23 protein-coding genes are annotated in these 21683 nt (G+C 73.1%); 12 read left to right on the top strand and 11 right to left on the bottom strand.

From position 1 onward, the window contains the following. Positions 1-23: 23 nt before the first annotated feature. The gene (locus J3P32_RS13970) at positions 24-1310 is read right to left on the bottom strand and encodes a DUF445 domain-containing protein (protein ID WP_246850126.1); all 1287 of its coding nucleotides are present in this window, start codon (positions 1308-1310) and stop codon (positions 24-26) included. A gap of 52 nt (positions 1311-1362) precedes the next feature. On the opposite strand from J3P32_RS13970, the gene J3P32_RS13965 reads away from it, so the two are divergent. Continuing rightward, positions 1363-1758: an adenylyltransferase/cytidyltransferase family protein gene (locus J3P32_RS13965; RefSeq protein WP_210440394.1), complete on the top strand. Its 396-nt coding sequence runs from the start codon at positions 1363-1365 to the stop codon at positions 1756-1758. A gap of 73 nt (positions 1759-1831) precedes the next feature. Then, a complete protein-coding gene (locus J3P32_RS13960) occupies positions 1832-3427 on the top strand; it encodes an MXAN_6640 family putative metalloprotease (protein ID WP_210440393.1) in 1596 nt (531 codons plus the stop codon). Between the two features lie 13 nt (positions 3428-3440). Here J3P32_RS13960 and J3P32_RS13955 read toward each other — a convergent pair whose 3' ends face one another. Then, positions 3441-4052 (bottom strand): TetR/AcrR family transcriptional regulator, encoded by a 612-nt coding sequence (locus tag J3P32_RS13955; protein WP_210440392.1) that lies wholly within the window; start codon positions 4050-4052, stop codon positions 3441-3443. 27 nt (positions 4053-4079) lie between these two features. Between J3P32_RS13955 and J3P32_RS13950 the strand changes: the two genes are divergently transcribed. The 6 genes from J3P32_RS13950 (at position 4080) to J3P32_RS13925 (ending at position 9177) form a co-directional block, all read left to right on the top strand. Then, positions 4080-5333 carry an acyl-CoA dehydrogenase family protein gene (locus J3P32_RS13950; RefSeq protein WP_210440391.1) on the top strand — a complete coding sequence of 418 codons (1254 nt, stop codon included), beginning with the start codon at positions 4080-4082 and terminating at the stop codon, positions 5331-5333. Next, positions 5330-6094 carry an SDR family NAD(P)-dependent oxidoreductase gene (locus J3P32_RS13945; RefSeq protein ID WP_210440390.1) on the top strand — a complete coding sequence of 255 codons (765 nt, stop codon included), beginning with the start codon at positions 5330-5332 and terminating at the stop codon, positions 6092-6094. Before J3P32_RS13950 ends, J3P32_RS13945 begins: the two co-directional genes overlap by 4 nt. After that, positions 6091-7164 carry a phosphotransferase family protein gene (locus J3P32_RS13940; protein ID WP_210440389.1) on the top strand — a complete coding sequence of 358 codons (1074 nt, stop codon included), beginning with the start codon at positions 6091-6093 and terminating at the stop codon, positions 7162-7164. Before J3P32_RS13945 ends, J3P32_RS13940 begins: the two co-directional genes overlap by 4 nt. Beyond that, a complete protein-coding gene (locus J3P32_RS13935; protein ID WP_210440388.1) occupies positions 7161-7829 on the top strand; it encodes a histidine phosphatase family protein in 669 nt (222 codons plus the stop codon). The genes J3P32_RS13940 and J3P32_RS13935 overlap by 4 nt, the downstream gene beginning before the upstream one ends. Before the next feature lie 9 nt (positions 7830-7838). Continuing rightward, on the top strand, positions 7839-8582 hold the full coding sequence (locus tag J3P32_RS13930; RefSeq protein ID WP_210440387.1) for an SDR family oxidoreductase: 744 nt from the start codon (positions 7839-7841) through the stop codon (positions 8580-8582). Between the two features lie 85 nt (positions 8583-8667). Next, entirely contained in the window at positions 8668-9177 is a 510-nt protein-coding gene (locus J3P32_RS13925) for a hypothetical protein (RefSeq protein ID WP_210440386.1), read from the top strand. Between the two features lie 176 nt (positions 9178-9353). Here J3P32_RS13925 and J3P32_RS13920 read toward each other — a convergent pair whose 3' ends face one another. Next, entirely contained in the window at positions 9354-11468 is a 2115-nt protein-coding gene (locus J3P32_RS13920; RefSeq protein WP_210440385.1) for a DEAD/DEAH box helicase, read from the bottom strand. Positions 11469-11717: 249 nt separating this feature from the next. Here J3P32_RS13920 and J3P32_RS13915 point away from each other — a divergent pair, with 249 nt between their 5' ends. Next, positions 11718-12314 (top strand): TetR/AcrR family transcriptional regulator, encoded by a 597-nt coding sequence (locus J3P32_RS13915; protein ID WP_210440384.1) that lies wholly within the window; start codon positions 11718-11720, stop codon positions 12312-12314. Between the two features lie 12 nt (positions 12315-12326). On the opposite strand, the gene J3P32_RS13910 is transcribed toward J3P32_RS13915, so the two are convergent. The 6 genes from J3P32_RS13910 to paaA all read right to left on the bottom strand — a co-directional run bounded on the left by J3P32_RS13910 (position 12327) and on the right by paaA (position 17231). Beyond that, the gene (locus J3P32_RS13910) at positions 12327-13232 is read right to left on the bottom strand and encodes an AMIN-like domain-containing (lipo)protein (protein WP_455430094.1); all 906 of its coding nucleotides are present in this window, start codon (positions 13230-13232) and stop codon (positions 12327-12329) included. Between the two features lie 103 nt (positions 13233-13335). After that, positions 13336-14394, bottom strand: coding sequence for a 1,2-phenylacetyl-CoA epoxidase subunit PaaE (gene paaE / locus J3P32_RS13905; RefSeq protein ID WP_210440382.1), 1059 nt, complete (start codon positions 14392-14394; stop codon positions 13336-13338). A gap of 5 nt (positions 14395-14399) precedes the next feature. After that, positions 14400-14861 (bottom strand): 1,2-phenylacetyl-CoA epoxidase subunit PaaD, encoded by a 462-nt coding sequence (gene paaD, locus J3P32_RS13900; RefSeq protein WP_307861702.1) that lies wholly within the window; start codon positions 14859-14861, stop codon positions 14400-14402. Positions 14862-14944: 83 nt separating this feature from the next. Further along, complete coding sequence (gene paaC, locus J3P32_RS13895; protein ID WP_210440381.1) at positions 14945-15901, bottom strand: 1,2-phenylacetyl-CoA epoxidase subunit PaaC; 957 nt, start codon at positions 15899-15901, stop codon at positions 14945-14947. 20 nt (positions 15902-15921) lie between these two features. Then, the gene (paaB, locus tag J3P32_RS13890; protein ID WP_210440380.1) at positions 15922-16284 is read right to left on the bottom strand and encodes a 1,2-phenylacetyl-CoA epoxidase subunit PaaB; all 363 of its coding nucleotides are present in this window, start codon (positions 16282-16284) and stop codon (positions 15922-15924) included. Next, positions 16281-17231, bottom strand: coding sequence for a 1,2-phenylacetyl-CoA epoxidase subunit PaaA (paaA, locus tag J3P32_RS13885; protein WP_210440379.1), 951 nt, complete (start codon positions 17229-17231; stop codon positions 16281-16283). The genes paaB and paaA overlap by 4 nt, the downstream gene beginning before the upstream one ends. A gap of 122 nt (positions 17232-17353) precedes the next feature. Here paaA and paaZ point away from each other — a divergent pair, with 122 nt between their 5' ends. Continuing rightward, positions 17354-19387: a phenylacetic acid degradation bifunctional protein PaaZ gene (paaZ, locus tag J3P32_RS13880; RefSeq protein WP_307861701.1), complete on the top strand. Its 2034-nt coding sequence runs from the start codon at positions 17354-17356 to the stop codon at positions 19385-19387. Beyond that, positions 19384-19683 (top strand): hypothetical protein, encoded by a 300-nt coding sequence (locus J3P32_RS13875; protein WP_210440378.1) that lies wholly within the window; start codon positions 19384-19386, stop codon positions 19681-19683. Before paaZ ends, J3P32_RS13875 begins: the two co-directional genes overlap by 4 nt. A 24-nt stretch (positions 19684-19707) precedes the next feature. On the opposite strand, the gene J3P32_RS13870 is transcribed toward J3P32_RS13875, so the two are convergent. Together J3P32_RS13870 and J3P32_RS13865 are read right to left on the bottom strand one after the other, a co-directional pair. Further along, positions 19708-20364, bottom strand: a complete 657-nt coding sequence (locus tag J3P32_RS13870; protein ID WP_210440377.1) for an SDR family oxidoreductase — start codon at positions 20362-20364, stop codon at positions 19708-19710. Between the two features lie 22 nt (positions 20365-20386). Continuing rightward, the gene (locus tag J3P32_RS13865; protein ID WP_210440376.1) at positions 20387-20602 is read right to left on the bottom strand and encodes a hypothetical protein; all 216 of its coding nucleotides are present in this window, start codon (positions 20600-20602) and stop codon (positions 20387-20389) included. A gap of 94 nt (positions 20603-20696) precedes the next feature. On the opposite strand from J3P32_RS13865, the gene J3P32_RS13860 reads away from it, so the two are divergent. After that, entirely contained in the window at positions 20697-21683 is a 987-nt protein-coding gene (locus J3P32_RS13860; protein ID WP_210440375.1) for an LLM class F420-dependent oxidoreductase, read from the top strand.

The following is a 21683-nucleotide window of genomic DNA, read 5'->3' as shown; positions in this document are numbered from 1 at the left end:
ACGATGCCTGGTGTGGCGCCCGGTCACCCGGTCAGCAGGGTGACCGCGTGGATCAGCACGCCGACCAGTCCGCCGACGATCGTGCCGTTGATGCGGATGAACTGCAGGTCGCGGCCCACGTGCAGCTCGATGCGCCGTGCGGCCTCCTTGCCGTCCCAGCGCTCGATGGTCGAGGTGATCACCGTGGTGACCTCGGCGCCGTAGCGCTCGACCACGAAGACCGTCAGGTCGGCCGCTGCCCGGTCCAGCCGGTCGCGAAGGGCGGCGTCCTCGCGCAGCCGCTGCGAGAAGGCGTTGAGCTCGGCCAGCAGCCGCTGGCGCACCGCACCCTCGCGGTCCCGGATCGAGGTGAGCAGCGCGGCGCGCATCGCCTTCCACAGCGAGATGGCGGTGGTGACGACCTGGGGGTGGTCGAGCAGCCGGTTCTTCAGGGCCTCGGCTCGGTCGCGGGTCGGCTGGTCGTTGAGCAGGTCGTGCGCGAGCTGGCCCAGCATCGAGTCGAGGGCCTCGCGGGCGCGGTGACGAGGGTCGTCGCGGATGTCCTCCACCCACGCGAGCGCCTGCACGTGCAGCCGCGAGGTCACGGCCTCGTTCAGCCGCGGCGGGGCCCACCACGGCGCCCGCTCCTCCAGCACCTGCGAGAACGTCTCGGGGTTCTCCAGCAGCCAGCGGTGCATCTCGTCGAGCGCGAGGTCGACGAGGCCGTGGTGCAGGTCGTCGCGCAGCACCTCCATGAGCGTCGAGCCCAGCAGCGGCGCGATGGGCTCCTCGCGGAAGCGCGGCACCAGCGCCTGGGTGACCAGGTCGGCGACGTGCTCGTCGCGGACCTTGCCGAGCGCGATCGCGGCGACGTCCGAGGCCTCGTCGACCACCCGGCGGGCGTTGGCGGGGTCGGCCAGCCAGCCGCCCATCCGCGCGGAGATCCTCGCCGCGCGGACGCGGTCGCGGACGACCTCCTCCTGCAGGAAGTTCTCGCCCACGAACTCCTCGAGGCCCTTGCCCAGCTCGTCCTTGCGCTTCGGCACCAGCGCCGTGTGCGGGACGGGCAGCCCGAGCGGGTGCTTGAACAGCGCGGTCACCGCGAACCAGTCGGCGATCGCACCGACCATCGACGCCTCGGCGCCCGCGTTGACGAACCCCCAGAAGCCGTCGCGCCCCAGGGTGGCGACGTACACGCACGCCGCGAGCAGCAGCAGCCCGACCGCCACCGTGCGCATCCGGCGCAGACCCCGGCGGCGGGCCTCGTCGGCGCCGGGGTCGGGGGTGATGAGCGAGAGGGACGGCGTGCTCCCTGTGGTCGTGGCGGCCATGCGCGCCATCCTCTCCCAACCCGCACAAGCCCCGCGTGCCAGAATGCCGCGCATGCCTCGCACCGTCATCACCTTCGGCACGTTCGACGTGTTCCATGTCGGACACCTGCGGGTGCTCGAGCGCGCCGCCGAGCTGGGCGACCGGCTGGTCGTCGGCGTCTCCGCCGACGCGCTCAACGAGAGCAAGAAGGGCCGGGCCCCGATCTTCAGCCAGCGCGAGCGGCTCGCGATCGTGGGAGCGCTCAAGGTGGTCGACGAGGTGTTCGTCGAGGAGAGCCTGGAGCAGAAGCGGGACTACGTCCTCGAGCACGGCGCCGACGTCCTCGTGATGGGCGACGACTGGGCCGGCAGGTTCGACGAGCTGTCCGACGTGTGCGAGGTGGTCTACCTGCCGCGGACCCCGGCGATCTCTACCACCGCCATCATCGAGCACATCGCCGACCTGTAGTCGCTCGTCGGACGCCGCGGCGTCGCACGGCCGGGTTAGGGTCAGCCACGACACGACCGACACGAGGGGAACCATGCGCAGAATCGTCACCACCGCAGTGGCCATCGCACTGGTGGGCGGGACGGCTCTGGCCGCTCCGTCCGTCGCTGCCGACAACGACCGTCCGGCCCTGCGGGAGTCCCGGGGGCTCGACCCCGAGGCCCTCCTCGAGCGCTCGGCCGAGCCGGCGCTGCCCGCGCTGCCCTCGCTGGAGGAGCAGGTCGACCCGACCGCGTCCGAGACGCTCGCCACCGCGCGCCGCGTGCTCGCCGGCGACGCCCGTCCCACGGACCCCTCCGCCACGCTCGTGCTGCGCGACCTGTGGATGAAGAAGTCGGAGCTGCGCGGCACCGAGCGCCGCCGCGCCGACGCCCTCCTCGCCCGCCCGACCGACGGCGTCAGCGACCCCCAGGGGTTCGGCTACACCGTCGCGGAGGCACCGCCGGTCTGCAACACCCGCCTGTGCGTGCACTACGTCCCCACCGGCACCGACGCCCCGCCGTCGCCGGACTGGCCGGCGCAGAACCTCGCGACGATGGACTCCGTGTGGTCGACGATCGTCGACCAGATGGGCTACCGCGCTCCCGTGCGTGACGGCGCCAGGGGTGGCAGCTCGCTCTTCGACGTCTACCTCAAGGACCTCGGTGGCGACCTCTACGGCTTCTGCGCCGGCGAGCGCCGCGCGAAGAAGCGCACGGCCTCCGGCTACTGCGTGCTCGACAACGACTTCGCGGCCTCGCAGTTCCCCAACGGGACGCCCCTCGACAACCTGGTCGTCACCGCCGGGCACGAGTTCTTCCACGCCGTCCAGTACGCCTACGACTACGCCGAGGACCCGTGGATGCTGGAGTCCACGGCGACCTGGATGGAGGAGCGCATCGCCTCCCACGTCAACGACAACCGCCAGTACCTCCCGGTCAGCCAGATCTACGCCCCCCAGATCCCGCTCGACGCCTTCAGCCAGACCAACGGCTTCCAGTACGGCAACTGGGTGTTCTGGGAGTACCTCTCCTCGCGCTACGGCACGAGGATCGTCAACAAGGCGTGGAAGCAGGCGGGCACGCTCAAGGGCGACGGCAACAAGTACAGCCTCCAGGCGATCGACCGCGTGCTGCGCGGCAAGGGCGGGCTCCGGAAGAACTACGCCACGTACGCCGCCGGCAACCTGACGCCGGCCGCCAACTTCCCCGAGGGCGCCGGGTACGCCGGCGGCCGGATCTTCGCCGGCAAGGCGCTCAGCAAGCGGAAGCGGTCCAAGCGGTTCGCGACGCGCATCCACCACCTGGCCTCCGCGTCCTACCTCTACGTTCCCGGCACCGGCCTCGACGGCCGCAGGTGGAAGCTCGCGCTGCGGGTCAGCGGACCGGCCAAGCGCACGTCGCCGTCGGCCGTGGTCGTCGTCCACCGCGTCGACGGCAGGCGCCAGGTCAAGCTGGTCCGGCTCGGCCGCGGGGGCGACGGCGGCACCAAGGTCTCCTTCGACAACCGCTCCGTCGGTGCCGTCTCGGTCACCCTGGTCAACGGCTCGACGCGCTACCGGTGCGACCGCGACACCGTGCTGGCGTGCGGCGGCAAGCCGCTCGACGACCGGCTCCGCTTCGCCGTGAAGGGCCGCGTCACCAAGGGCTGAGCGCCCATGGTGCTCAGGCGCTGATCCGCAGCAGTGCGTGGAGGGCGGCGACGCACTCCCGCACCAGCTGCGACACCGGGACCGGGCGCTCGCCGGTCGGCACCGCCGACCAGGTGAGCGCCCGGTCCTCGGTGTAGGCCCACCACGCCCGGACGACCTCGCGCTGGCGCTCCGGGACCCCGAGCGCCGCCACCACGCGCTCGGTGCTGCCCTCGCGCACGGAGTCCACCACCTCGCTGACCCGCGGGTCGGCGACGCCGTGGCCGTGCACGAGCGCGAGGTAGAAGTCACGCCGCCGGTCGATCTGCTCGATCATCAGCCGGGTGACCGTCTCGACCTGCACCTCCCCGGGCGCGTCCGGGTCCGGCGCGGTGGTGCGCAGCATCCGGCGTCCCGCGGCGGCGATGCAGGCGAGGTAGAAGTCCGTCTTCGTCGGGAAGTAGTGAAAGAGCAGACCGCGGGAGATCCCCGCCTCGGTCGCGATGTCGTCCATCGAGAGGTCCTGGATGGGCTTCTCGACGATCTTGGCGAGCCCGATCCCCACGAGCTGCCGACGACGCTCCTGCGCGCTCAGGCGCCGGCGTACGGGATCGCGCTCGGCGGGGTCGGCCACGCTGTTGAGCATTGCTCAACAGTGTGCCAAGGTCAATCCATGGACTTCTCCCTCTCCCCCCGCGCAGCGGACCTCCGCGACCGCGTGCGCGCGTTCGTCGCCGACGAGGTCGAGCCCGTCGAGGCAGAGGTGCATCGTCGGACGACCGAGCTGCGCGAGTCCGGAGGGGACCACTGGACGCCCCACCCCGTCATCGCCGAGCTGCAGGCCAAGGCCCGTGCCCGGGGCCTGTGGAACCTGTTCCTGCCGGCCGAGCACGCCGGCCGCTACGCCGCCGACTTCGGGACCGACGGCGGCGAGGGCCTCTCCAACGTCGACTACGCGCCCGTGGCCGAGGCGATGGGCCGGTCGTTCCTCGCCCCCCTCGTCTTCAACTGCAACGCTCCCGACACCGGCAACATGGAGGTGCTGCTCCGGTACGGCACCGACGAGCAGCGCGAGCGCTGGCTCGAGCCGCTGCTGCGGGCGGAGATCCGCAGCGCCTTCTGCATGACCGAGCCGGAGGTCGCGTCCTCCGACGCCACCAACATGGCCGCCACCGCCCGCGTCGAGGGCGACGAGGTCGTCATCAACGGCCGCAAGTGGTGGTCCACCGGCGTCGGCAACCCGGACTGCGAGGTGCTGGTCTTCATGGGGCTCTCCGACCCCGACGCCGACCGGCACTCGCGGCACACCATGGTCCTGGTCCCCCGCGACACCCCCGGCGTGCGGGTCGAGCGGATGCTCACCACCATGGGCTACCACGACGAGCCGCTGGGCCACGGCGAGGTGTCGTTCGACGACGTGCGCGTCCCGCTCTCGAACGTCCTGCTCGGGCCGGGTCGCGCGTTCGAGATCGCACAGGGCCGGCTCGGCCCCGGTCGGGTCCACCACTGCATGCGGGCCGTCGGGCTCGCGGAGCGGGCGCTCGAGCTCGCGTGCGCGCGGGCCACCTCGCGCACCGCGTTCGGCAAGCCCATCGCCAACCTCGGCGGCAACCGGGAGCGCATCGCCGACGCGCGCATCGCGATCAATCGCTCCCGCCTGCTGGTCATGCACGCCGCGTGGCTGCTCGACCAGGGGATGAGCCGCGAGGCGTACTCGGCGGTCAGCGAGATCAAGGTCGAGGTCCCCAACATGGCCCTCGACGTCATCGACACCGCCATCCAGCTGCACGGCGGCGCCGGGATGTCCGACGACTTCCCCCTCGCCGCGGCCTGGGTCGGGGCCCGCACGCTGCGGCTGGCCGACGGACCCGACGAGGTGCACCGCAACGTCGTGGCCAAGATCGAGCTCGGGAAGTACGTCTCGTGAGCCGCCGCGTGCTCGTCACGGGCGCCGCCTCGGGCCTCGGTGCCGCGCTGGTCGCGGCGTTCCGCGCTCGTGGCGACGAGGTGCTCGCGACCGACCGGGTGGCCGCCGAGGGCATCGACCTCGTCCTCGACATCACCTCCGACGCCGACTGGGCCGCCGCGGTGGAGGCCGTCCGCGAGCGGTGGGGCGGCCTCGACGTCCTGGTCAACAACGCCGGCGTGGCCGGCGGCGGCCGCGTGGACCGCTGCACGCTCGAGGAGTGGCAGTGGATCACCGACGTCAACCTGTTCGGACTGGTCCGCGGGACGAGGGCGTTCGTGCCGGTGCTCAAGGAGCAGCGCTCCGGGCACCTGGTCAACGTCGCCTCGCTCGCCGGCCTCGTGCACCCGGGCGGGATGGGCTCCTACAACGCCACGAAGGCCGCGGTGGTGGCGTTCACGGAGACGTGCGGCCACGAGCTGGCGTCGTACGGCATCCGGGCGAGCGTGGTGTGCCCGTCCTACTTCCGCACCAACCTGATGGACTCGATGCGGGGCAGCGACGAGGCGGTCGGCCGGCTCGTCGCCGGGCTGGTCGAGCGCTCCGAGGTCACCGCCGACGACGTCGCGGCCGCGGTGCTCGCCGGCATCGACGCCGGGGAGGACGTGATCGTGCCCGACGAGGCGGCGCGCCAGGCGTACTTCCTCAAGTGGGCGGACCGACCGGCCTACGACGTGATCATGCGCGAGCAGGCGGCGAAGCTCCGGGCGGCCGGCTCGTGAGCGGGGTGCCGGGCGCCCGGGAGGTGCGGGAGGAGGACGCCTTCGACGTCGCCCGGGTCGCCGCGTGGATCCGCGACAACGCCGCCACGCCCGAGGGCCTGGACGGCGAGCCCGAGGTCCGGCAGTTCACCGGCGGCGCGTCCAACCTCACGTTCCTGCTGCGCTACCCCTCGGGACGCGACCTCGTCCTGCGCCGGGCGCCTCGCGGCACGAAGGCCCGCGGCGCGCACGACATGCACCGCGAGTACGTCATCCAGTCGGCCCTGGCGCCGGTCTTCGACTACGTCGCGCCGATGGTGGCCTTCTGCGACGACCCCGACGTGATCGGTGCCGACTTCTACGCGATGGACCGGGTTCCCGGCGTGATCCCGCGCAGCGAGTGGCCCGCCGAGGTGCCGCTGCCACCCGAGCAGGCGCGCGCCCTGTGCCTGGCCGCCGTCGACGTCCTGGCCGAGCTGCACGGCATCGATCCGCACGCGGCCGGGCTGGCCGACCTGGGCAAGGGGCTCGGCTACGTGCGCCGGCAGGTCGAGGGCTGGTCGACGCGCTACCGTGCCGCCCGCACCGACGACGTGCCCGACCTCGAGCCGGTCATGGCGTGGCTCGACGAGCACCAGCCCGACGACGTCGCGACCTGCGTCATCCACAACGACTTCAAGCTCGACAACCTGGTGCTCGACGCCGACGACGTGACCACCGTCGTCGGGGTCCTCGACTGGGAGATGGCCACCCTCGGCGACCCGCTCATGGACCTCGCCGGCTCGATGGCCTACTGGGTGCAGGCCGACGACCCGGAGGACGTCCAGATGATGCGCCGCGTGCCCACGCACCTCCCGGGGATGCTCACCCGCGACGAGTTCGTGGCGGCGTACGCCGAGCGGACCGGCCGGACGGTCACGCCCGACCAGTGGCGGTTCTACGAGGTGTTCGGGCTGTTCCGGATGGCCGTCATCGCCCAGCAGATCTACTACCGCTGGTTCCACGGGCAGACGACCAACGAGATGTACTCGCTCTTCGGGGCCGCCGTGCAGATCGTCGGCAGGCGCCTCGACGGGCTGACCCGGTCGTGAGCCGCATCCTGCTGGTGCGGCACGGACAGGCCTCGTTCGGGGCCGCCGACTACGACGACCTCTCCCCCACCGGGCACGAGCAGTCCCGCGTGCTCGGCGCCGCCCTCGCCGCGCGCGGCGTCCGCGCCGACATGGTCGTGGCCGGCGAGATGCGCCGCCACGGGCAGACCGCCGCCGACGTGCTGGAGGGGGCGGGGTGGGCGAGCGACGTCGAGGTGGACGCGGGCTGGAACGAGTTCGACCACCTCCAGGTGCTCAGCGTCCACGACTCGCCGTCCACGGTCGACGGCGAGTCGGAGAAGGCCGCCTTCCAGCGGTGGTTCGAGGAGGCGACGCTGCGGTGGACCTCCGGCGAGCACGACGACGCCTACGACGAGTCCTTCGCCGCCTTCACCGCGCGGGTCGCAGCGGCCATGGACCGGCTGGTCGCGGCGCTGCCGCCCCGCGGGACGGCGGTCGTGCTCAGCAGTGGCGGACCGGTGGCGTGGGTGGCGGCCGCCCTGCTGGCCGACTCGTCCCCCGCCCGCACCGACCTGTGGCTGAGGCTGAATCCGGTCTCGGTGAACACCGGCACCTCCACGGTCGTCCGCGGCTCGCGTGGCACGACGCTCGTCTCGTTCAACGCCCACGACCACCTCTCCCCCGACCTCCTCACCTACCGCTAGGAGCCCCCCATGGCACGGATCCTCATCACCGGGGCCAGCAGCGGCCTGGGCGCCGAGATGGCGCGGCAGTTCGCGGCGCTGGGCCACGACCTGGCGCTCTGCGCGCGGCGCACCGACCGCCTCGACGACCTGCGCGCCGAGATCGGCGCGGCCCACCCGGGCGTACGCGTCCTCGTCAAGGCGCTGGACGTCACGGACCACGAGGCCGTCTTCGGGACCTTCGAGGAGTTCGCCGCCGAGCTCGGCGGCCTCGACCGGGTCGTCGTCAACGCCGGGCTCGGCAAGGGACAGCCCCTCGGCACCGGCCGGTTCGACGCCAACAAGCAGACGGCCGAGACGAACTTCCTCGGGGCGCTGGCCCAGACCGAGGCGGCCGCCGCGATCTTCCGCCGCCAGGGCCGCGGCCACCTGGTGATGGTCTCCAGCTTCTCGGCGCTGCGCGGGATGCCCGGCAACATCACGACGTACGCCGCCTCGAAGGCGGCCGTCGCGCACCTGGCCGAGGGGTTCCGCGCCGACGTCCACGGCACCGGCATCAAGGTCACCGTGCTCTACCCCGGCTACATCGTCTCGGAGATGTCGGGCACCTCGGCGCGGACGCCCCTGGTGACCTCCACCGAGAAGGGCGTGCGGGCGATGGTCGAGGCCATCGAGAAGGAGAAGGCCTCCGCCCGCGTCCCCGCCTGGCCCTGGGGCCCGCTCGGGTTCGTGGTCAAGCGGCTGCCGACCGGGATGATGAAGCGGATGGCCTGAGGTCGCCGGGTGGCCTCTGCGGGGGCTGCGGAGGTGGCCGGCGGCTCGGGGGCATCACCCCCGCCGTTCCTGGGCACGGTGGTCCATGACGCGCCACGCGGGGACATCGGACCGGAACTCGACGTTGCGCGCTGCGGCCGCGCGAGGGGCCGCGGCCGGCCTGGTGGGCGTGGCCGCGATGACGGTCGCGGAGAAGCTCGAGCAAGCCGTCACCCACCGGCCGAGCTCCTACGTCCCGGCCCGTGCGCTGCTCACCCTGCTGGGCCGGGAGCCGTCGGACCGCGACACACCCGCGACGTGGAACCACGCGATGCACTGGGGCACCGGCGCCCTCCTCGGGGCGCTGCGAGGCGTGTGGGCGGCCATCGGCATCCGCGGGAGCCACGCCAACGCGACCCACACCGTCGTCAGGCTCGCCTTCGACCAGACCGTGGAGAACGCGACCGGCGTCGGCGCGCCGCCGGCGTCGTGGCCCGGCCCGGAGCGGCGCGTCGACCTGGCGCACAAGACGCTGTACTCCTTCGTCACCGGCCTGGTCGCGGACCGCTGGATCGCGCCGAGGCTGCAGTCGCGGCGTGGTGTGACGAGCCACTGACGACGAGCCACTGAAGACGGGCCACTGAAGACGGGCCACTGAACGAGTGCCGTCGGGCCGGCCGTGTGACCTGCACTGCCCTCTCCCGCCACCTTCAGGTAGTCCACCGGGAAACGGTCGTCAGGACCGCCCCCGGACAGCCCTTTCCCGGTGGACTACCGGCGCCGGGGGCAGGCTCAGCCGAGCTCCCGCTCCAGCGCGTCGGTGAGCAGCGCGACGAGGGCCTCGGTCTGGATGTTGGCCGAGGACGACACCTCCTCGTCGGAGCCGTCGAGCGCCCGTGCGGCGAGGCCGGCCTTGGAGTCGATGAGCTCGGCGATGCGGGTGTCGATCGTCTGCGCGGCGATGATCCGCCACGCGGTGACCGGGTCGCTCTGGCCGATGCGGTGCACGCGGTCGATCGCCTGCGTCTGCTCGGCATCGGTCCACGAGAGCTCGGAGAGCACGACGTTGGAGGCGACCTGCAGGTTGACGCCGACGCCGGCAGCGGCCAGCGAGCAGACGATGACCTGGACGTCCGAGTCGTTGACGAAGGACTCGATCGCCTTCTCGCGGGCCTTCGCCGACTGGTCGCCGCGGATGGAGGTGTGCTTGAGCCCGCGTCGGGTGAAGGTCTCCTCCGCGATGTCCATGACGTCGACGTGCCGGGCGAAGAACACGACCTTGCCGACGTTGCGCGCCAGCTGGGCGGCGTAGTCGGCGGCGAGGCCGGCCTTGGCGCGGCCGATGCGGCGGAACATCGAGAAGACGTTCTCCCCGCCGGTGCCCTGGTCCATCTCCTCGCGCTCCCACGTCGCCACGCGCCGGACGAGCTCGTGGTCGATGCCGTCGACCACCGAGCCCGTACGACGGGTCTCCAGAGCGGCCTTGTAGCGCTGGACGAGCCGGCGGGCGAGGTCCTCCTCGGCGGCGCGGATGGAGCGGGTGTCCTCGTCGTCGAGCTCGACCGGGATGTCGGCGATGCGCCGGGCCGGGATGTCCTCGGCGACATCGACCTTGCGGCGCCGGACGATGCCCATGTCGATGACCGCCTTGCGGGCCGCCGGGTAGAACGGCGGGTCGGCCGGCGTCAGGTCGGTCTCCTCCAGCGCCTCCATCAGGCGGGCCAGCGGCTTGGTGTCGTCGATCCAGCCGAGGAACTGCCAGATCGCGCGGAAGTCCTCGATGTCGTTGATCAGCGGCGTGCCGGTCAGCGCCATCAGCAGCGGCCGGGCGGTGCGCGCGCGGAGCCGCTCCGACAGCTCGAGCACGTGGCGCGAGCGCTGCGAGGTCTTGTTCTTGATGAAGTGCGCCTCGTCGACGACCATGCCGCGGAAGCCGAAGGTGCTCAGCCAGCCGACGTGGCGGTCGAGGATCTCGTAGTTGACCACGATGACGTCGGCGAAGGCGTCGACCCGGTCGCCGTCGCCGTGGATCACGGTCGCGCGGCGGCGCGGCGTCCACCGCTCCGTCTCGCGCGCCCAGTTGGTCTTGACGACGTTCGGGCACACGACGAGCAGCGGGTAGGCGTTGGCCGCCTGCGCGGCGAGCAGCGCCTGGGCGGTCTTGCCGAGCCCCGGCTCGTCGGCCAGCAGGAACGTGCGGTGGCCCTCCGCCGCGGCGGCGATCAGCCGCGCCTGGTGGGGCATGAGCTCGAGCTTGCCCGGGGCGTTGAGCGAGGTGGCCTCCGGCAGGTCCATGCAGGAGGACGCGCCGCCGAGCTCGAAGGAGCGGAACAGCGGGCCGAGCAGCTCCCAGCTGGCCAGCCGGCCGTGCACGCTGCGGCGCTCGCGGCCGATCTCGAAGTCGGGCTTGAGGAAGGGGTTGGCCAGCTGGTGCTGCAGGACCGACCGCGGGACGACGCGACGCTCGGCGAGCCCGGGACCCGACTCGTCCTCGGGCTTCGGCTCCTCCGGCGCGGCCTCGATGCCGGCCTTGCGCAGCATCTCCAGGCGCAGCTCGCGGGCGCTGTCGGTGACGACGGCCTCCTCCGACAGCAGTCCGAAGAGGGAGGGGTCGCGGGTCGCGGTCTTGGCGAGGATCGTCGCGATCCCGTCGAGGCGCTTGAGCTCGTCGGCCTTCTGCGCCTCGGTGAGCTCGGTGGAGGCGCGGACGTCGGTGCGGTGCTCGCGCGCCAGCAGGGCGACGACCTGGAAGCGCATCCGCTGCCCGGGGGCGAGAGGACCCCGCTGCACGGCGGACTCCAGCTCGCGCACGGCGCGGGCCAGCACGGGGACGATGCCCTCGTTGTCCTTGTGGCGGGCGTGCGCAGGGGCACGGCGGTTGCCGCGTTGACGCTGGCGCTGGGCCAAGGTGTCCTCCCGGACTGGGTACGCGTCGCGGAGCAGGCGAGCCTGGGTCGGCGCTGACCTGCACACCACGGCGTGGAGGTTTGGTGCGGGCGTCAGGGGGCGGTGGCCGGTGGACCTGGGGTGGTCAGTGGGGCACGGCGTCTGGACGCTGCGACCACTGTAGCCCCCGCACGGCGTTGCCGGTAACTCCCCGCACCCGGCGCGCCCGGCGTCGCGCCGATCCGCAGCGGGTCGTGAGAGCGTTCACCCATGTCGGAGCGCGCGCGCCGGGGCCGGCCCGGGCACGACCAGGAGACCGTCCTGCGCGTCGCGATCGCGCTGTTCAACCGGCAGGGCTACGACGCCACGAGCATGGGCGACCTCGCTCGGGAGCTGGGCCTGACCAAGTCGGCGATCTACCACCACGTGCCCAGCAAGGAGCACCTCCTCGAGCGGGCGCTCGACGAGGCGCTCGACGAGCTGACGGCCGCGCTCGACGCGGTGCACGCCGACCGGTCCCACACGCCCGAGGAGCGCCTGCGTGCGGCGGTGCGCAGCAGCGTCGTCGTCCTCGCGCACCACCTGCCGGCGGTCACGCTGCTGCTGCGGGTGCGCGGCAACACCCCCGCCGAGCAGAACGCCCTCGCGCGTCGTCGCGACATCGACCACCGGCTGGCCGAGATGGTGCGCGAGGCCGCCGACACCGGCGCGATCCGCGCCGACGTCGACCCGCTGCTGGCCAGTCGGCTGCTCTTCGGGATGGTCAACTCGATGACCGAGTGGCTCCGCGACGGCAGCGACGTGGAGGCGCTCGCCGACACCGTCACCACCCTGGCGTTCGACGGCCTGGTGCGGCACAGCACCTGACCGCCGGCGGCCTCAGGGCTCGAGGCACGCCGGTGTCGAGTCGCCCGGTCCGTCGGGGTCGAGCGTGCTCCCGGCCGCGTCGCGCAGCACGACACGGTCGACCGTCGGGAGCTGCTTGAGGGTCGGCAGCACCTCGCCGGCGATGCTCACCGTGGCGCCGCCGCTGCGGCAGCGGCCCGTGAGCCGCAGGTCGGCCACGCCGCCCGCGACCGTCAGGTCGTCGTACCCCGTCGCGCCCGAGCGCAGCAGGCGCAGGCCCCGCGCCCGCTCCCCCGGCAGCGGGCCGGCGAAGAGGCGGTCCATCAGGCCGGTGGCGGGTGCACCCGGCACGACCGGGCGCCGGACGGGGACGAAGTAGGGCTCCCGCCCGTCGGCGAAGCGGTCGCGGTCGAGGAACCACACCTTGCGCCGCACGGTGGCGAACCCGGCCCCGACCTCCACGACGACCCGCGGCGGCGCCTGCAGGGTCGTCACCCGCACCGGCGTGCGTCTCGCCAGCCCGAGGCCGTACGTCGTGACCGCCTCGAAGTCGCCCGCGCGGACGGCGGTCATGACGTTGGGCAGGGCGTACGCGACCCGGCGGGGCGCCGCGGTCGGCGAGCCGTCGTCGGTGTGCGCCTGGGCCGGCTCGAAGCGCACCCGGAGGAGGGCCCGGCCGGCGACGCGCACGCGGCGACCGGACCCGTCGGCGAACAGACGACGGACGTAGCCGACCTGCCGCGACTCGGGCAGGCCGCCGCGGAACTCGAAGACCACGTGGTCGACGCCGTCGCGGTGAGCCGCCCGCACGGCGACGAGGACGGGGGTCGGCGGAGCGGACGACCGGGGCCGGTCCGCGGGCCCGGACGTGGCCCGGCCGGGCGCCGGACCGAGCGTCACGGCGAGCAGCAGCGCCACCAGCAGGGACAGCCAACGCATCCTCACCACGCACCTCCTTGACGCGTACGGGACCTCCCCACGCTAGTCATCCCCAGCGACGGAGGGAAGGTCTCCGAGCCGGTCAGGGCGACCCCGCGGCGCGTCAGGCGTCGAAGTCGACCGTCACCGTGTCGCTGACCGGGTAGGACTGGCAGGTCAGCACGAACTGCTGCTCGACCTCGTCGGGCTCGAGGGCGTAGTTGCGCACCATCTCGACCTCACCCTCGACGACCTTCGCGCGGCAGGTGCCGCACACGCCCCCCTTGCAGGCGAAGGGCAGGTCGCTGCGCACGGCCTGGGCGGAGTCGAGGAGCGTCGTCGCGCGGGGCATCGGCGTGGTGGTCGCACGTCCGTCGAGCACGACCGTGACGTCGCTGGTCACGCCCTCCACGACGCGGTCGGCGTGCCGCAGCTGCGGTGGCGGCGCGTCGACGAAGAACAGCTCGAAGTGGACCTTCTCGGCCGGGACGCCGAGCTCGGCGAGCAGGGCTCGCGCGTCCTCGACCAGTCCGAGCGGGCCGCAGAGCCACACGTGGTCGACGGCCGGGAGCGGCACCTTGAGCGTCAGCAGCCGCCGGAGGCGGTCGGCGTCGAGCCGGCCGGAGAACAGCTCGACGTCGCGCGGCTCGCGGGACAGCACGTGGACGAGGTCGAAGCGTGGTCCGTGGAGGTCCTTGAGGTCGCTGAGCTCCTCGGCGAACATCACCGACGTCGTCTCGCGGTTGCCGTAGAGCATCGTGACGCTGCTCTCGGGGTTCGCCAGGACGGACGCCGCGATGGACAGCATCGGGGTGATGCCCGACCCCGCGGCGATGCAGAGGTGCCGACCGGGGCTCGCCGGGTCGGCGCGGAAGCCGCCGGCGGGCGCGGCGACCTCGATCGTCTCCCCGGGCGCGACCTCGCGGATCAGCCACGACGAGAACATGCCGCCCGGGACCTCGCGCACGCCGATGCGCGGGGCGGCTCCGGCGGGGGCGCAGATCGAGTAGCTGCGGCGGTGCTCCACGCCGTCGACCACGCGGCGCAGGGTCAGCGACTCCCCCGGCGCGAAGGCGAACAGCTCGCGCAGGTCGTCGGGCACGTCGAAGGTGACCGCGGCCGAGTCGTCGGTGAGCGGCTCCACGGCGCGGACGGTCAGCTCGTGGAAGGTCGGGGCGGCCATGTCGCTCAGATCTCCTTGACGTGGTCGAACGGCTCCAGGCAGGACGTGCAGCGGTACTGCGCCTTGCACGCCGTCGAGCCGAACTCCGAGACCAGCTCGGTGGCGGGTGAGTCGCACTGGGGGCACCGGACCTGGCGGGCGGTGGGCAGCAGGGTGAGCGGGATCGGCCCGTCGGCCGACGGCGCGGGCCCCGGGGGCGAGATGCCCGCCGCAGCGAGTGCCGCCCGCCCCGCCGGCGTGATCCAGTCGGTGGTCCAGGCGGGGTGCAGGCTGATCCGCACCTCGACCTGCTCGAAGCCGGCGCCGGTGAGCGCCCGGACGAGGTCGTCGCGCATCGCCGCCATGGCCGGGCACCCGGAGTAGGTCGGGGTGATTTCGACGACGACGTGGGAGTCATCCACCACCTCGACGCCGCGCAACACCCCGAGGTCGGCGAGGGTGAGCATCGGCAGCTCGGGGTCGGTCACGCCGGCTGCGACGGACCGGGCCGAGGTCGCCTGCCGCCTCGGTGGTCGAGTGGCCCGGGCGGCACGGGCGGGCGTGCCGAGCCTCACCACAGGCCCCTCGGGTGCGCGCGCGCGACGGACTGCATCTCGGCGAGCATCCGGCCCAGGGCCTCGCCGTGCATCCCGTCGCGTCCGGTGCGTCCGAGCACGCCCGCGCGGCGCGGCGCGGAGGGCCGGGGCACGTCGGCGGCGTCGAGCACCTGGTCGAGGACCGCCTCGGCCGCGTCGCGCACCGCTGCGGGGTCCACCCCCACACCGGACTCCGCGGCGGCGGCCTCGACCGGGTGGGTGTCGAACAGCTCGGGCCACAGCGGCCACAGCGCGTCGAGCGCCGCCAGCAGCCGGCGCCGCGACTCCGGGGTGCCCTGCGCCAGCGTGACGAACCAGCGGGCGGCGTAGTCCCGGTGGTAGGCGAGCTCCTTGACGCCCTTCGCGGCCACGGCGGCCAGGACGTGGTCGGCGCTGGAGCGGAGTCGCTCCCAGGTGGCGAGCCGCCACACCGAGAAGAGCAGGATCCGGACCGTCGCCTCGGCGAAGTCGCCGTTGACGACCTCGGCGAGGCGCACGTTGCGCAGTTCGTGGGCCTCGCGGAAGTACGCCAGCGCGTCCTCGGGCGGTGCCGGCGAGCCCTCCGGCAGCACGGGCACGACCGAGGCGTCGGCCCTGGCCGCGCGCGCCAGCAGGAGCCGCGCCTGGCCGAGCAGGTCGAGCGCGATGTTGGACAGCGCGATGTCGTCCTCGAGGTCGGGGGCGTTGCTGGTCCACTCCGCGATCCGGTGCGACATCACGAGTGCGTCGTCGCCCAGCATCAGGGCGTACGTCGCGAGCGTGGGCGCGTCGACGCCGGCGGGGACGGTCGTGTCGAGGCCCGCCAGCGGGTCCTCGCCGTGCCCCTCGGGAACGGGGGCGGCGCCGAACGCCCAGTGGGCGTCGTTGACCAGCAGGCCGGAGTAGGCGCTGTCGTGCTCGTCGTCGGCGGGTCTCTCGGTACGGGAGTTCATCGCAGCCTCGCGGGGTGGAGTCACATGTGGGGGACGTGGTCGGGGATGTCGTAGAAGGTCGGGTGCCGGTAGACCTTGTCGCCGCTGGGCGCGAACATCGGGTCCTTCTCGTCGGGGCTGGAGGCGGTGATCGCGTCGGCGCGGACCACCCAGATGCTCACGCCCTCGCTGCGGCGGGTGTAGACGTCGCGAGCGTGCAGCAGGGCCATCCGGTCGTCGGCGGCGTGCAGCGACCCGACGTGGACGTGGTTGAGGCCGCGCTTGCCCCGGACGAACACCTCGTAGAGGGGCCACTCCGGCTCCGGCGGCGAGACGCCCTCGCCCGTCGAGACGCCCTGCAGCGGCACGGCGCCGTGCCCGCCCTCGGCGGAGAGCTCGCTCATCGCGCGCCTCCCGCCTGCCGAGCGGCGTACGCCGTGGCGGCCTCACGCACCCACGCCCCCTCTTCGTGGGCGCGCCGCCGGTGCGCGATCCGCTCGGCGTTGCAGGGACCGTTGCCCTTCACGCCCTCCATGAACTCGTCCCAGTCCGGCTGGCCGAAGTCGTGGTGCCCGCGCTCCTCGTTCCACCTCAGCTCGGGGTCGGGGAGGGTCACGCCGAGGGCCTCCGCCTGCGGGACGGACATGTCGACGAACTTCTGGCGCAGCTCGTCGTTGGTGTGGCGCTTGATGCCCCAGGCCATCGACTGGGCGGTGTTGGGCGAGGCGTCGTCGGGCGGTCCGAACATCATCAGGGCGGGCCACCAGAACCGGTCGACCGACTCCTGCACCATCGCGCGCTGCTCCTCGGTGCCGCGCATCATCGTGGTGAGGAGCTCGTAGCCCTGGCGCTGGTGGAAGGACTCCTCCTTGCAGATCCGGATCATCGCCCGGCCGTAGGGGCCGTAGGAGGTCCGGCACAGCGGTACCTGATTGCAGATCGCGGCGCCGTCGACCAGCCAGCCGATCGTGCCGACGTCGGCGTAGGACAGCGTCGGGTAGTTGAAGATCGAGGAGTACTTCTGCCGCCCGGCGAGGAGCAGCTCGGTGAGCTCGAGCCGCGAGACCCCAAGGGTCTCGGCCGCCGAGTAGAGGTAGAGCCCGTGGCCCGCCTCGTCCTGCACCTTGGCGAGCAGGATCGCCTTGCGGCGCAGGCTCGGCGCGCGGGTGATCCAGTTGCCCTCGGGCTGCATGCCGATGATCTCGCTGTGCGCGTGCTGCGCGATCTGCCGCACGAGGGTCTTGCGGTAGCCCTCCGGCATCCAGTCGCGCGGCTCGATCCGGTCGTGCCGGGCGATGGTCGCCTCGAACTGCCGCTCGAGCTCCTCCGGCGCGGTCTCCGTGAGCGTCATGGGTCCTCCGACGGGGTCTGCACGACATTTACTGACCGATCGGTCTGGTATTAGTGTGTCACTCGTCACCCCCGGCAGGCAAACACCGGCCTGCGCCCGCTCCGATCCCGAGGAGAACCGCCGTGACCCGACTGCTCGAGAGCTATGCCGCCGGCCGGTGGTACGCCTCCTCCGCCGAGGGCGACCCGCTGCTCGACGCGGCGACCGGCCAGGAGGTCGCCCGGATCTCCAGCGCCGGCCTCGACCTCGGCGCGATGGCCCACTTCGCGCGCACCGTCGGCGGACCGGCCATCCGCTCGCTGACCTTCCACGAGCGCGCTCTGCTGCTCAAGGAGCTGGCCACGCACCTGACCGGGCTCAAGGAGGAGTTCTACGAGCTCTCGCTCGCGACCGGCGCCACCCGTCGCGACTCGCTCATCGACATCGACGGCGGCTTCGGCACCGTCTTCAGCTACTCCTCCAAGGGGCGCCGGGAGCTGCCGAACGACACCGTCGTCTGTGACGGCGACCTCGAGCAGCTCGGGCGGACCGGGGTCTTCCTCGGCCAGCACGTCTACACGTCGCGGCCCGGCGTGGCGGTCCAGATCAACGCCTTCAACTTCCCCGTCTGGGGCATGCTCGAGAAGCTGGCGCCGGCCTTCATCGCCGGGGTGCCCTCGATCGTCAAGCCGGCCAGCCAGACGGCGTACCTCACCGAGCTCGTGGTCCGCCGGATCGTCGAGTCGGGCATCCTCCCCGAGGGCTCGCTCCAGCTGCTGGCGGGCTCGGCGGGCGACCTGCTCGACCACCTCGGGGTGCAGGACTCGGTCGCGTTCACCGGCTCCGCCCACACCGCGGGGATCCTGCGCCAGCACCCGTCGGTGCTGCACGGGGGCGTCTCGCTGCAGGTCGAGGCCGACTCGCTCAACTGCTCGGTGCTGGGCCCCGACGTCACGCCCGGCGACCCCGAGTGGGACCTGTTCGTCAAGGGCGTCGTCACCGAGATGACCGCGAAGGCCGGTCAGAAGTGCACGGCCATCCGGCGGGTGATCGTGCCGGCGTCGGTGGCCGGCGAGGTGACCGACGCCATCGCGCAGCGGCTGGCGACCGTGACGGTCGGCGACCCCGGCGACGAGTCGGTCCGCATGGGCCCCCTCGCCTCCCTCGCGCAGCGCGACGAGGTCCGCAAGGCCGTCGAGGCGCTGCGCTCGTCGTGCGACGTGGTCCTCGACGAGGGGAAGGTGGCCGGCGACGCCGAGCGCGGCGCGTTCATGTCCCCCGTCCTGCTCCGTGCCCGCGCCGGCGCGGTCGAGCCGCACGACGTCGAGCCGTTCGGGCCGGTGTCGACGGTGCTGACGTACGACTCCCTCGACGAGGCGGTGACGCTGGCCGCGCGCGGCAGGGGCTCCCTCGCCGGCTCGGTCGTCACGCACGACCCGGCCGTCGCGCGCACGCTCGTGCTCGGCCTGGCGCCGTGGCACGGCCGCATCCTGGTGCTCGACCGCGACGACGCGCCCGAGAACACCGGGCACGGCTCGCCCCTCCCGATGCTGGTGCACGGCGGGCCGGGCCGGGCCGGCGGCGGCGAGGAGCTCGGCGGCGTCCGCGGCGTGCTGCACCACATGCAGCGCACGGCCATCCAGGCCTCCCCCGACATGCTGACCGCGATCACGGGCCGGTGGACGCGTGGCTCGCGGCGCACGGTGACCCCGGAGCACCCGTTCCGCCACTCGCTGGCGACGCTGCGCGTGGGCGACACCATCGCCTCCGAGCCGCGGGTGGTCACCCGGGCCGACATCGACCACTTCGCGGAGTTCACCGGCGACACCTTCTACGCCCACACCGATCCCGACGCCGCGGCGAGGAATCCGCTCTTCGGCGGCATCGTCGCGCACGGCTACCTCATCGTGTCGCTGGCCGCCGGGCTCTTCGTCGACCCGGCGCCCGGCCCGGTGCTCGCCAACTTCGGCGTCGACGACCTCCGGTTCCTGACCCCGGTGAAGGCGGGCGACTCGATCCGGGTCACCCTCACCGTCAAGCAGATCACCCCGCGCTCCTCCGCCGACTACGGCGAGGTGCGCTGGGACGCGCTCGTGACCAACGGTGACGACGAGCCGGTCGCGACGTACGACGTGCTGACGCTGGTGGCCAAGCAGACCGAGGGGGTCGAGCAGTGACCGCGTCGGTCCAGCGCGCGGTCGGGATCGTCGTCCTGCTCGTCCTGGGTGCGCTCAGCCTGCCGGTGGCGGCGTCGTTCCTCGACGGGGAGGGCACGGAGAACTGGATCATCCCCGTGCAGCTGCTCGCGATGGCGGCCGTCGGCGCGGCGGTCACCGTCGGGCTGCCGGCCCTCGCGCGCGACGGTGCCGACACCACGCGGCGGGCGCTCACCGGCGCGTGGTGGGGCCTGCTGGCGGCCTTCGTCGGCGTGCTGGTCTTCTGGGTGCTGGTCAGCGGCTTCGACGGTGCGTGAGCCCGGAGGTGCCGTGGCGCTGCCTCAGCCGCTGTAGGGGACCTCGCTGGTCCACCGGTCCGGGTCGCGGGTCACCGCCGACCAGATCGCCTCGGCCACCCGGTCGGGGGTGAACGCGCCCTGCCTGGCCAAGGTGCCGCGGACCGTGACGGAGACGGCTCGGATGCCGTCGGGCGACAGCGTCTTGTCGAGGCTGTGCACGAGGTTGCGCACGCCCGCCTTCTGGACCCCGAGCGAGGCCGCGCCCTGCCAGGGGTCGTCCGCGGCCATGCTCCCGGTGACGCTGACCCGGCCGCCCGCCGTCATGTGGGGCCGCGCCGCCTGCACCACGGTGAGCAGGGCGCCCACGCCGAGGGCGACGTCTGCCAGGAGCTCGTCGACGGTCAGCGTCAGCGGGTCCTTCTCGCGGTAGGCGCTGGGGTTGAAGTGCAGCACGTCGATGCGGCCGGCGTGCTCGCCGAAGCGGCGCACGGCCTCGCGCGCCGCCTGCTCGTCGGTGACGTCGGCGACCGCGTGCTGCACGGCGGCGCCGCGCGCCTCGAGGTCGGCGACGAGCCGGTCGAGGACGCCCTGGTCCTGCCCCAGCAGTGCGACGTCGTGGCCCTCGTCGGCGAACCGTCTGGCCACCGAGCCGCTCACGCCCGGTCCGGCACCCACCACCACGAGGACAGGCCTGCTCATGGAGCAGTCCTACCGCACCGCCTCACTCGGCGGTGTGGGGGTGCTGCCCGGTGGGGTCGTCGGGCACCGCGTCGGGGCCCTGCCTGCCCTCGTCGACCTCGCCCGGGTGGGGGTCGGGCTGACCGGCCACGGAGTCGCCGGAGCTGATCGGCTCGCCGCCGCCCTCGATGTCGGCGAGCTCGCTGACCTGCCCGCCCTGGTCGGGTCCGTCGTTCGTGGTGTCCTTGGCGTCGCTCATGCCCGGACAGTTCCCCCGCGGGACCCGCACATGCGCCCGGGGGCTCACCTGAGCGGGTGGTGGCCGTCCGGTGAGCGCTGGTTACGGTCGAGGCATGACGCGTTTCGGATACACGCTGATGACCGAGCAGAGCGGCCCGCGCGAGCTGGTGGACTACGCCGTCGCGGCCGAGCGGGCGGGCTTCGACTTCGAGGTGATGAGCGACCACTACTCGCCCTGGCTGACCGAGCAGGGGCACGCGCCGTACGCCTGGACGACCCTCGGCGCGGTGGCGCACGCCACCGAGCGGGTGGGCCTGATGACCTACGTGACGTGCCCGACCCTGCGCTACCACCCCGCCGTCGTGGCCCAGAAGGCGGCGACGCTGCAGATCCTCGCCGAGGGACGCTTCGTCCTCGGACTGGGCAGCGGGGAGAACCTCAACGAGCACGTCGTGGGCGAGGGCTGGCCGGCCATCGCCGAGCGGCAGGACATGCTCGCCGAGGCGATCGAGGTCATCAGGGCGCTGCACACCGGCGAGCTCGTCGACCACCGCGGCGACTTCTTCCAGGTCGACTCGGCGCGGATCTGGGACGTGCCCGAGCAGGGCGTGGACATCGGCGTGGCCGTGGCGGGCGACCGGGCGATCCACCGGTTCGCAGCGCTGGCGGACCACCTGGTCGCGGTGGAGCCGAGCGCGGAGATCGTGGAGACGTGGAACGAGGTCGACGGGGCGCCGCGCGTCGGCAAGGACGCCCGGGCGATCGGCCAGATCCCGATCTGCTGGGACCCCGACGAGGAGGCCGCCGTCGCCCGTGCGCACGAGCAGTTCCGCTGGTTCGGTGGCGGCTGGTCGGTCAACGCCGACCTGCCGACGCCCGCGGGCTTCGCCGGGGCGACGACGTACGTGCGGCCCGAGGACGTCGCGGAGTCGATCCCCTGCGGGCCCGACCTCGACAAGGTCGTCGAGGCCGTGTCGGCCTACTGGGAGGCGGGCTTCACCGACGTCGCGCTCGTGCAGGTCGGCGACGAGGGGCAGGACCGCTTCCTCAGCGAGGCGGCCGGCCCGCTGCTGGAGAAGCTGCGGGCAGCCGCCGGCTGA

The sequence above is a fragment of the Nocardioides xinjiangensis genome (assembly GCF_017916385.1).
Classification (GTDB): domain Bacteria; phylum Actinomycetota; class Actinomycetes; order Propionibacteriales; family Nocardioidaceae; genus Nocardioides; species Nocardioides xinjiangensis.
This window is presented reverse-complemented; position numbering and strand designations above follow the sequence as displayed.

Excerpts from the sequence above, each read along its gene's own strand:
- J3P32_RS13970 (WP_246850126.1), bottom strand. The coding sequence starts at position 1,310 with ATGGCCGCCACGACCACAGGGAGCACGCCGTCCCTCTCGCTCATCACC.
- J3P32_RS13965 (WP_210440394.1), top strand. The coding sequence starts at position 1,363 with ATGCCTCGCACCGTCATCACCTTCGGCACGTTCGACGTGTTCCATGTC.
- J3P32_RS13960 (WP_210440393.1), top strand. The coding sequence starts at position 1,832 with ATGCGCAGAATCGTCACCACCGCAGTGGCCATCGCACTGGTGGGCGGG.
- J3P32_RS13955 (WP_210440392.1), bottom strand. The coding sequence starts at position 4,052 with ATGCTCAACAGCGTGGCCGACCCCGCCGAGCGCGATCCCGTACGCCGG.
- J3P32_RS13950 (WP_210440391.1), top strand. The coding sequence starts at position 4,080 with ATGGACTTCTCCCTCTCCCCCCGCGCAGCGGACCTCCGCGACCGCGTG.
- J3P32_RS13930 (WP_210440387.1), top strand. The coding sequence starts at position 7,839 with ATGGCACGGATCCTCATCACCGGGGCCAGCAGCGGCCTGGGCGCCGAG.
- J3P32_RS13925 (WP_210440386.1), top strand. The coding sequence starts at position 8,668 with ATGACGCGCCACGCGGGGACATCGGACCGGAACTCGACGTTGCGCGCT.
- J3P32_RS13915 (WP_210440384.1), top strand. The coding sequence starts at position 11,718 with ATGTCGGAGCGCGCGCGCCGGGGCCGGCCCGGGCACGACCAGGAGACC.
- J3P32_RS13910 (WP_455430094.1), bottom strand. The coding sequence starts at position 13,232 with ATGCGTTGGCTGTCCCTGCTGGTGGCGCTGCTGCTCGCCGTGACGCTC.
- paaE (WP_210440382.1), bottom strand. The coding sequence starts at position 14,394 with ATGGCCGCCCCGACCTTCCACGAGCTGACCGTCCGCGCCGTGGAGCCG.
- paaC (WP_210440381.1), bottom strand. The coding sequence starts at position 15,901 with ATGAACTCCCGTACCGAGAGACCCGCCGACGACGAGCACGACAGCGCC.
- paaB (WP_210440380.1), bottom strand. The coding sequence starts at position 16,284 with ATGAGCGAGCTCTCCGCCGAGGGCGGGCACGGCGCCGTGCCGCTGCAG.
- paaA (WP_210440379.1), bottom strand. The coding sequence starts at position 17,231 with ATGACGCTCACGGAGACCGCGCCGGAGGAGCTCGAGCGGCAGTTCGAG.
- J3P32_RS13870 (WP_210440377.1), bottom strand. The coding sequence starts at position 20,364 with ATGAGCAGGCCTGTCCTCGTGGTGGTGGGTGCCGGACCGGGCGTGAGC.
- J3P32_RS13865 (WP_210440376.1), bottom strand. The coding sequence starts at position 20,602 with ATGAGCGACGCCAAGGACACCACGAACGACGGACCCGACCAGGGCGGG.
- J3P32_RS13860 (WP_210440375.1), top strand. The coding sequence starts at position 20,697 with ATGACGCGTTTCGGATACACGCTGATGACCGAGCAGAGCGGCCCGCGC.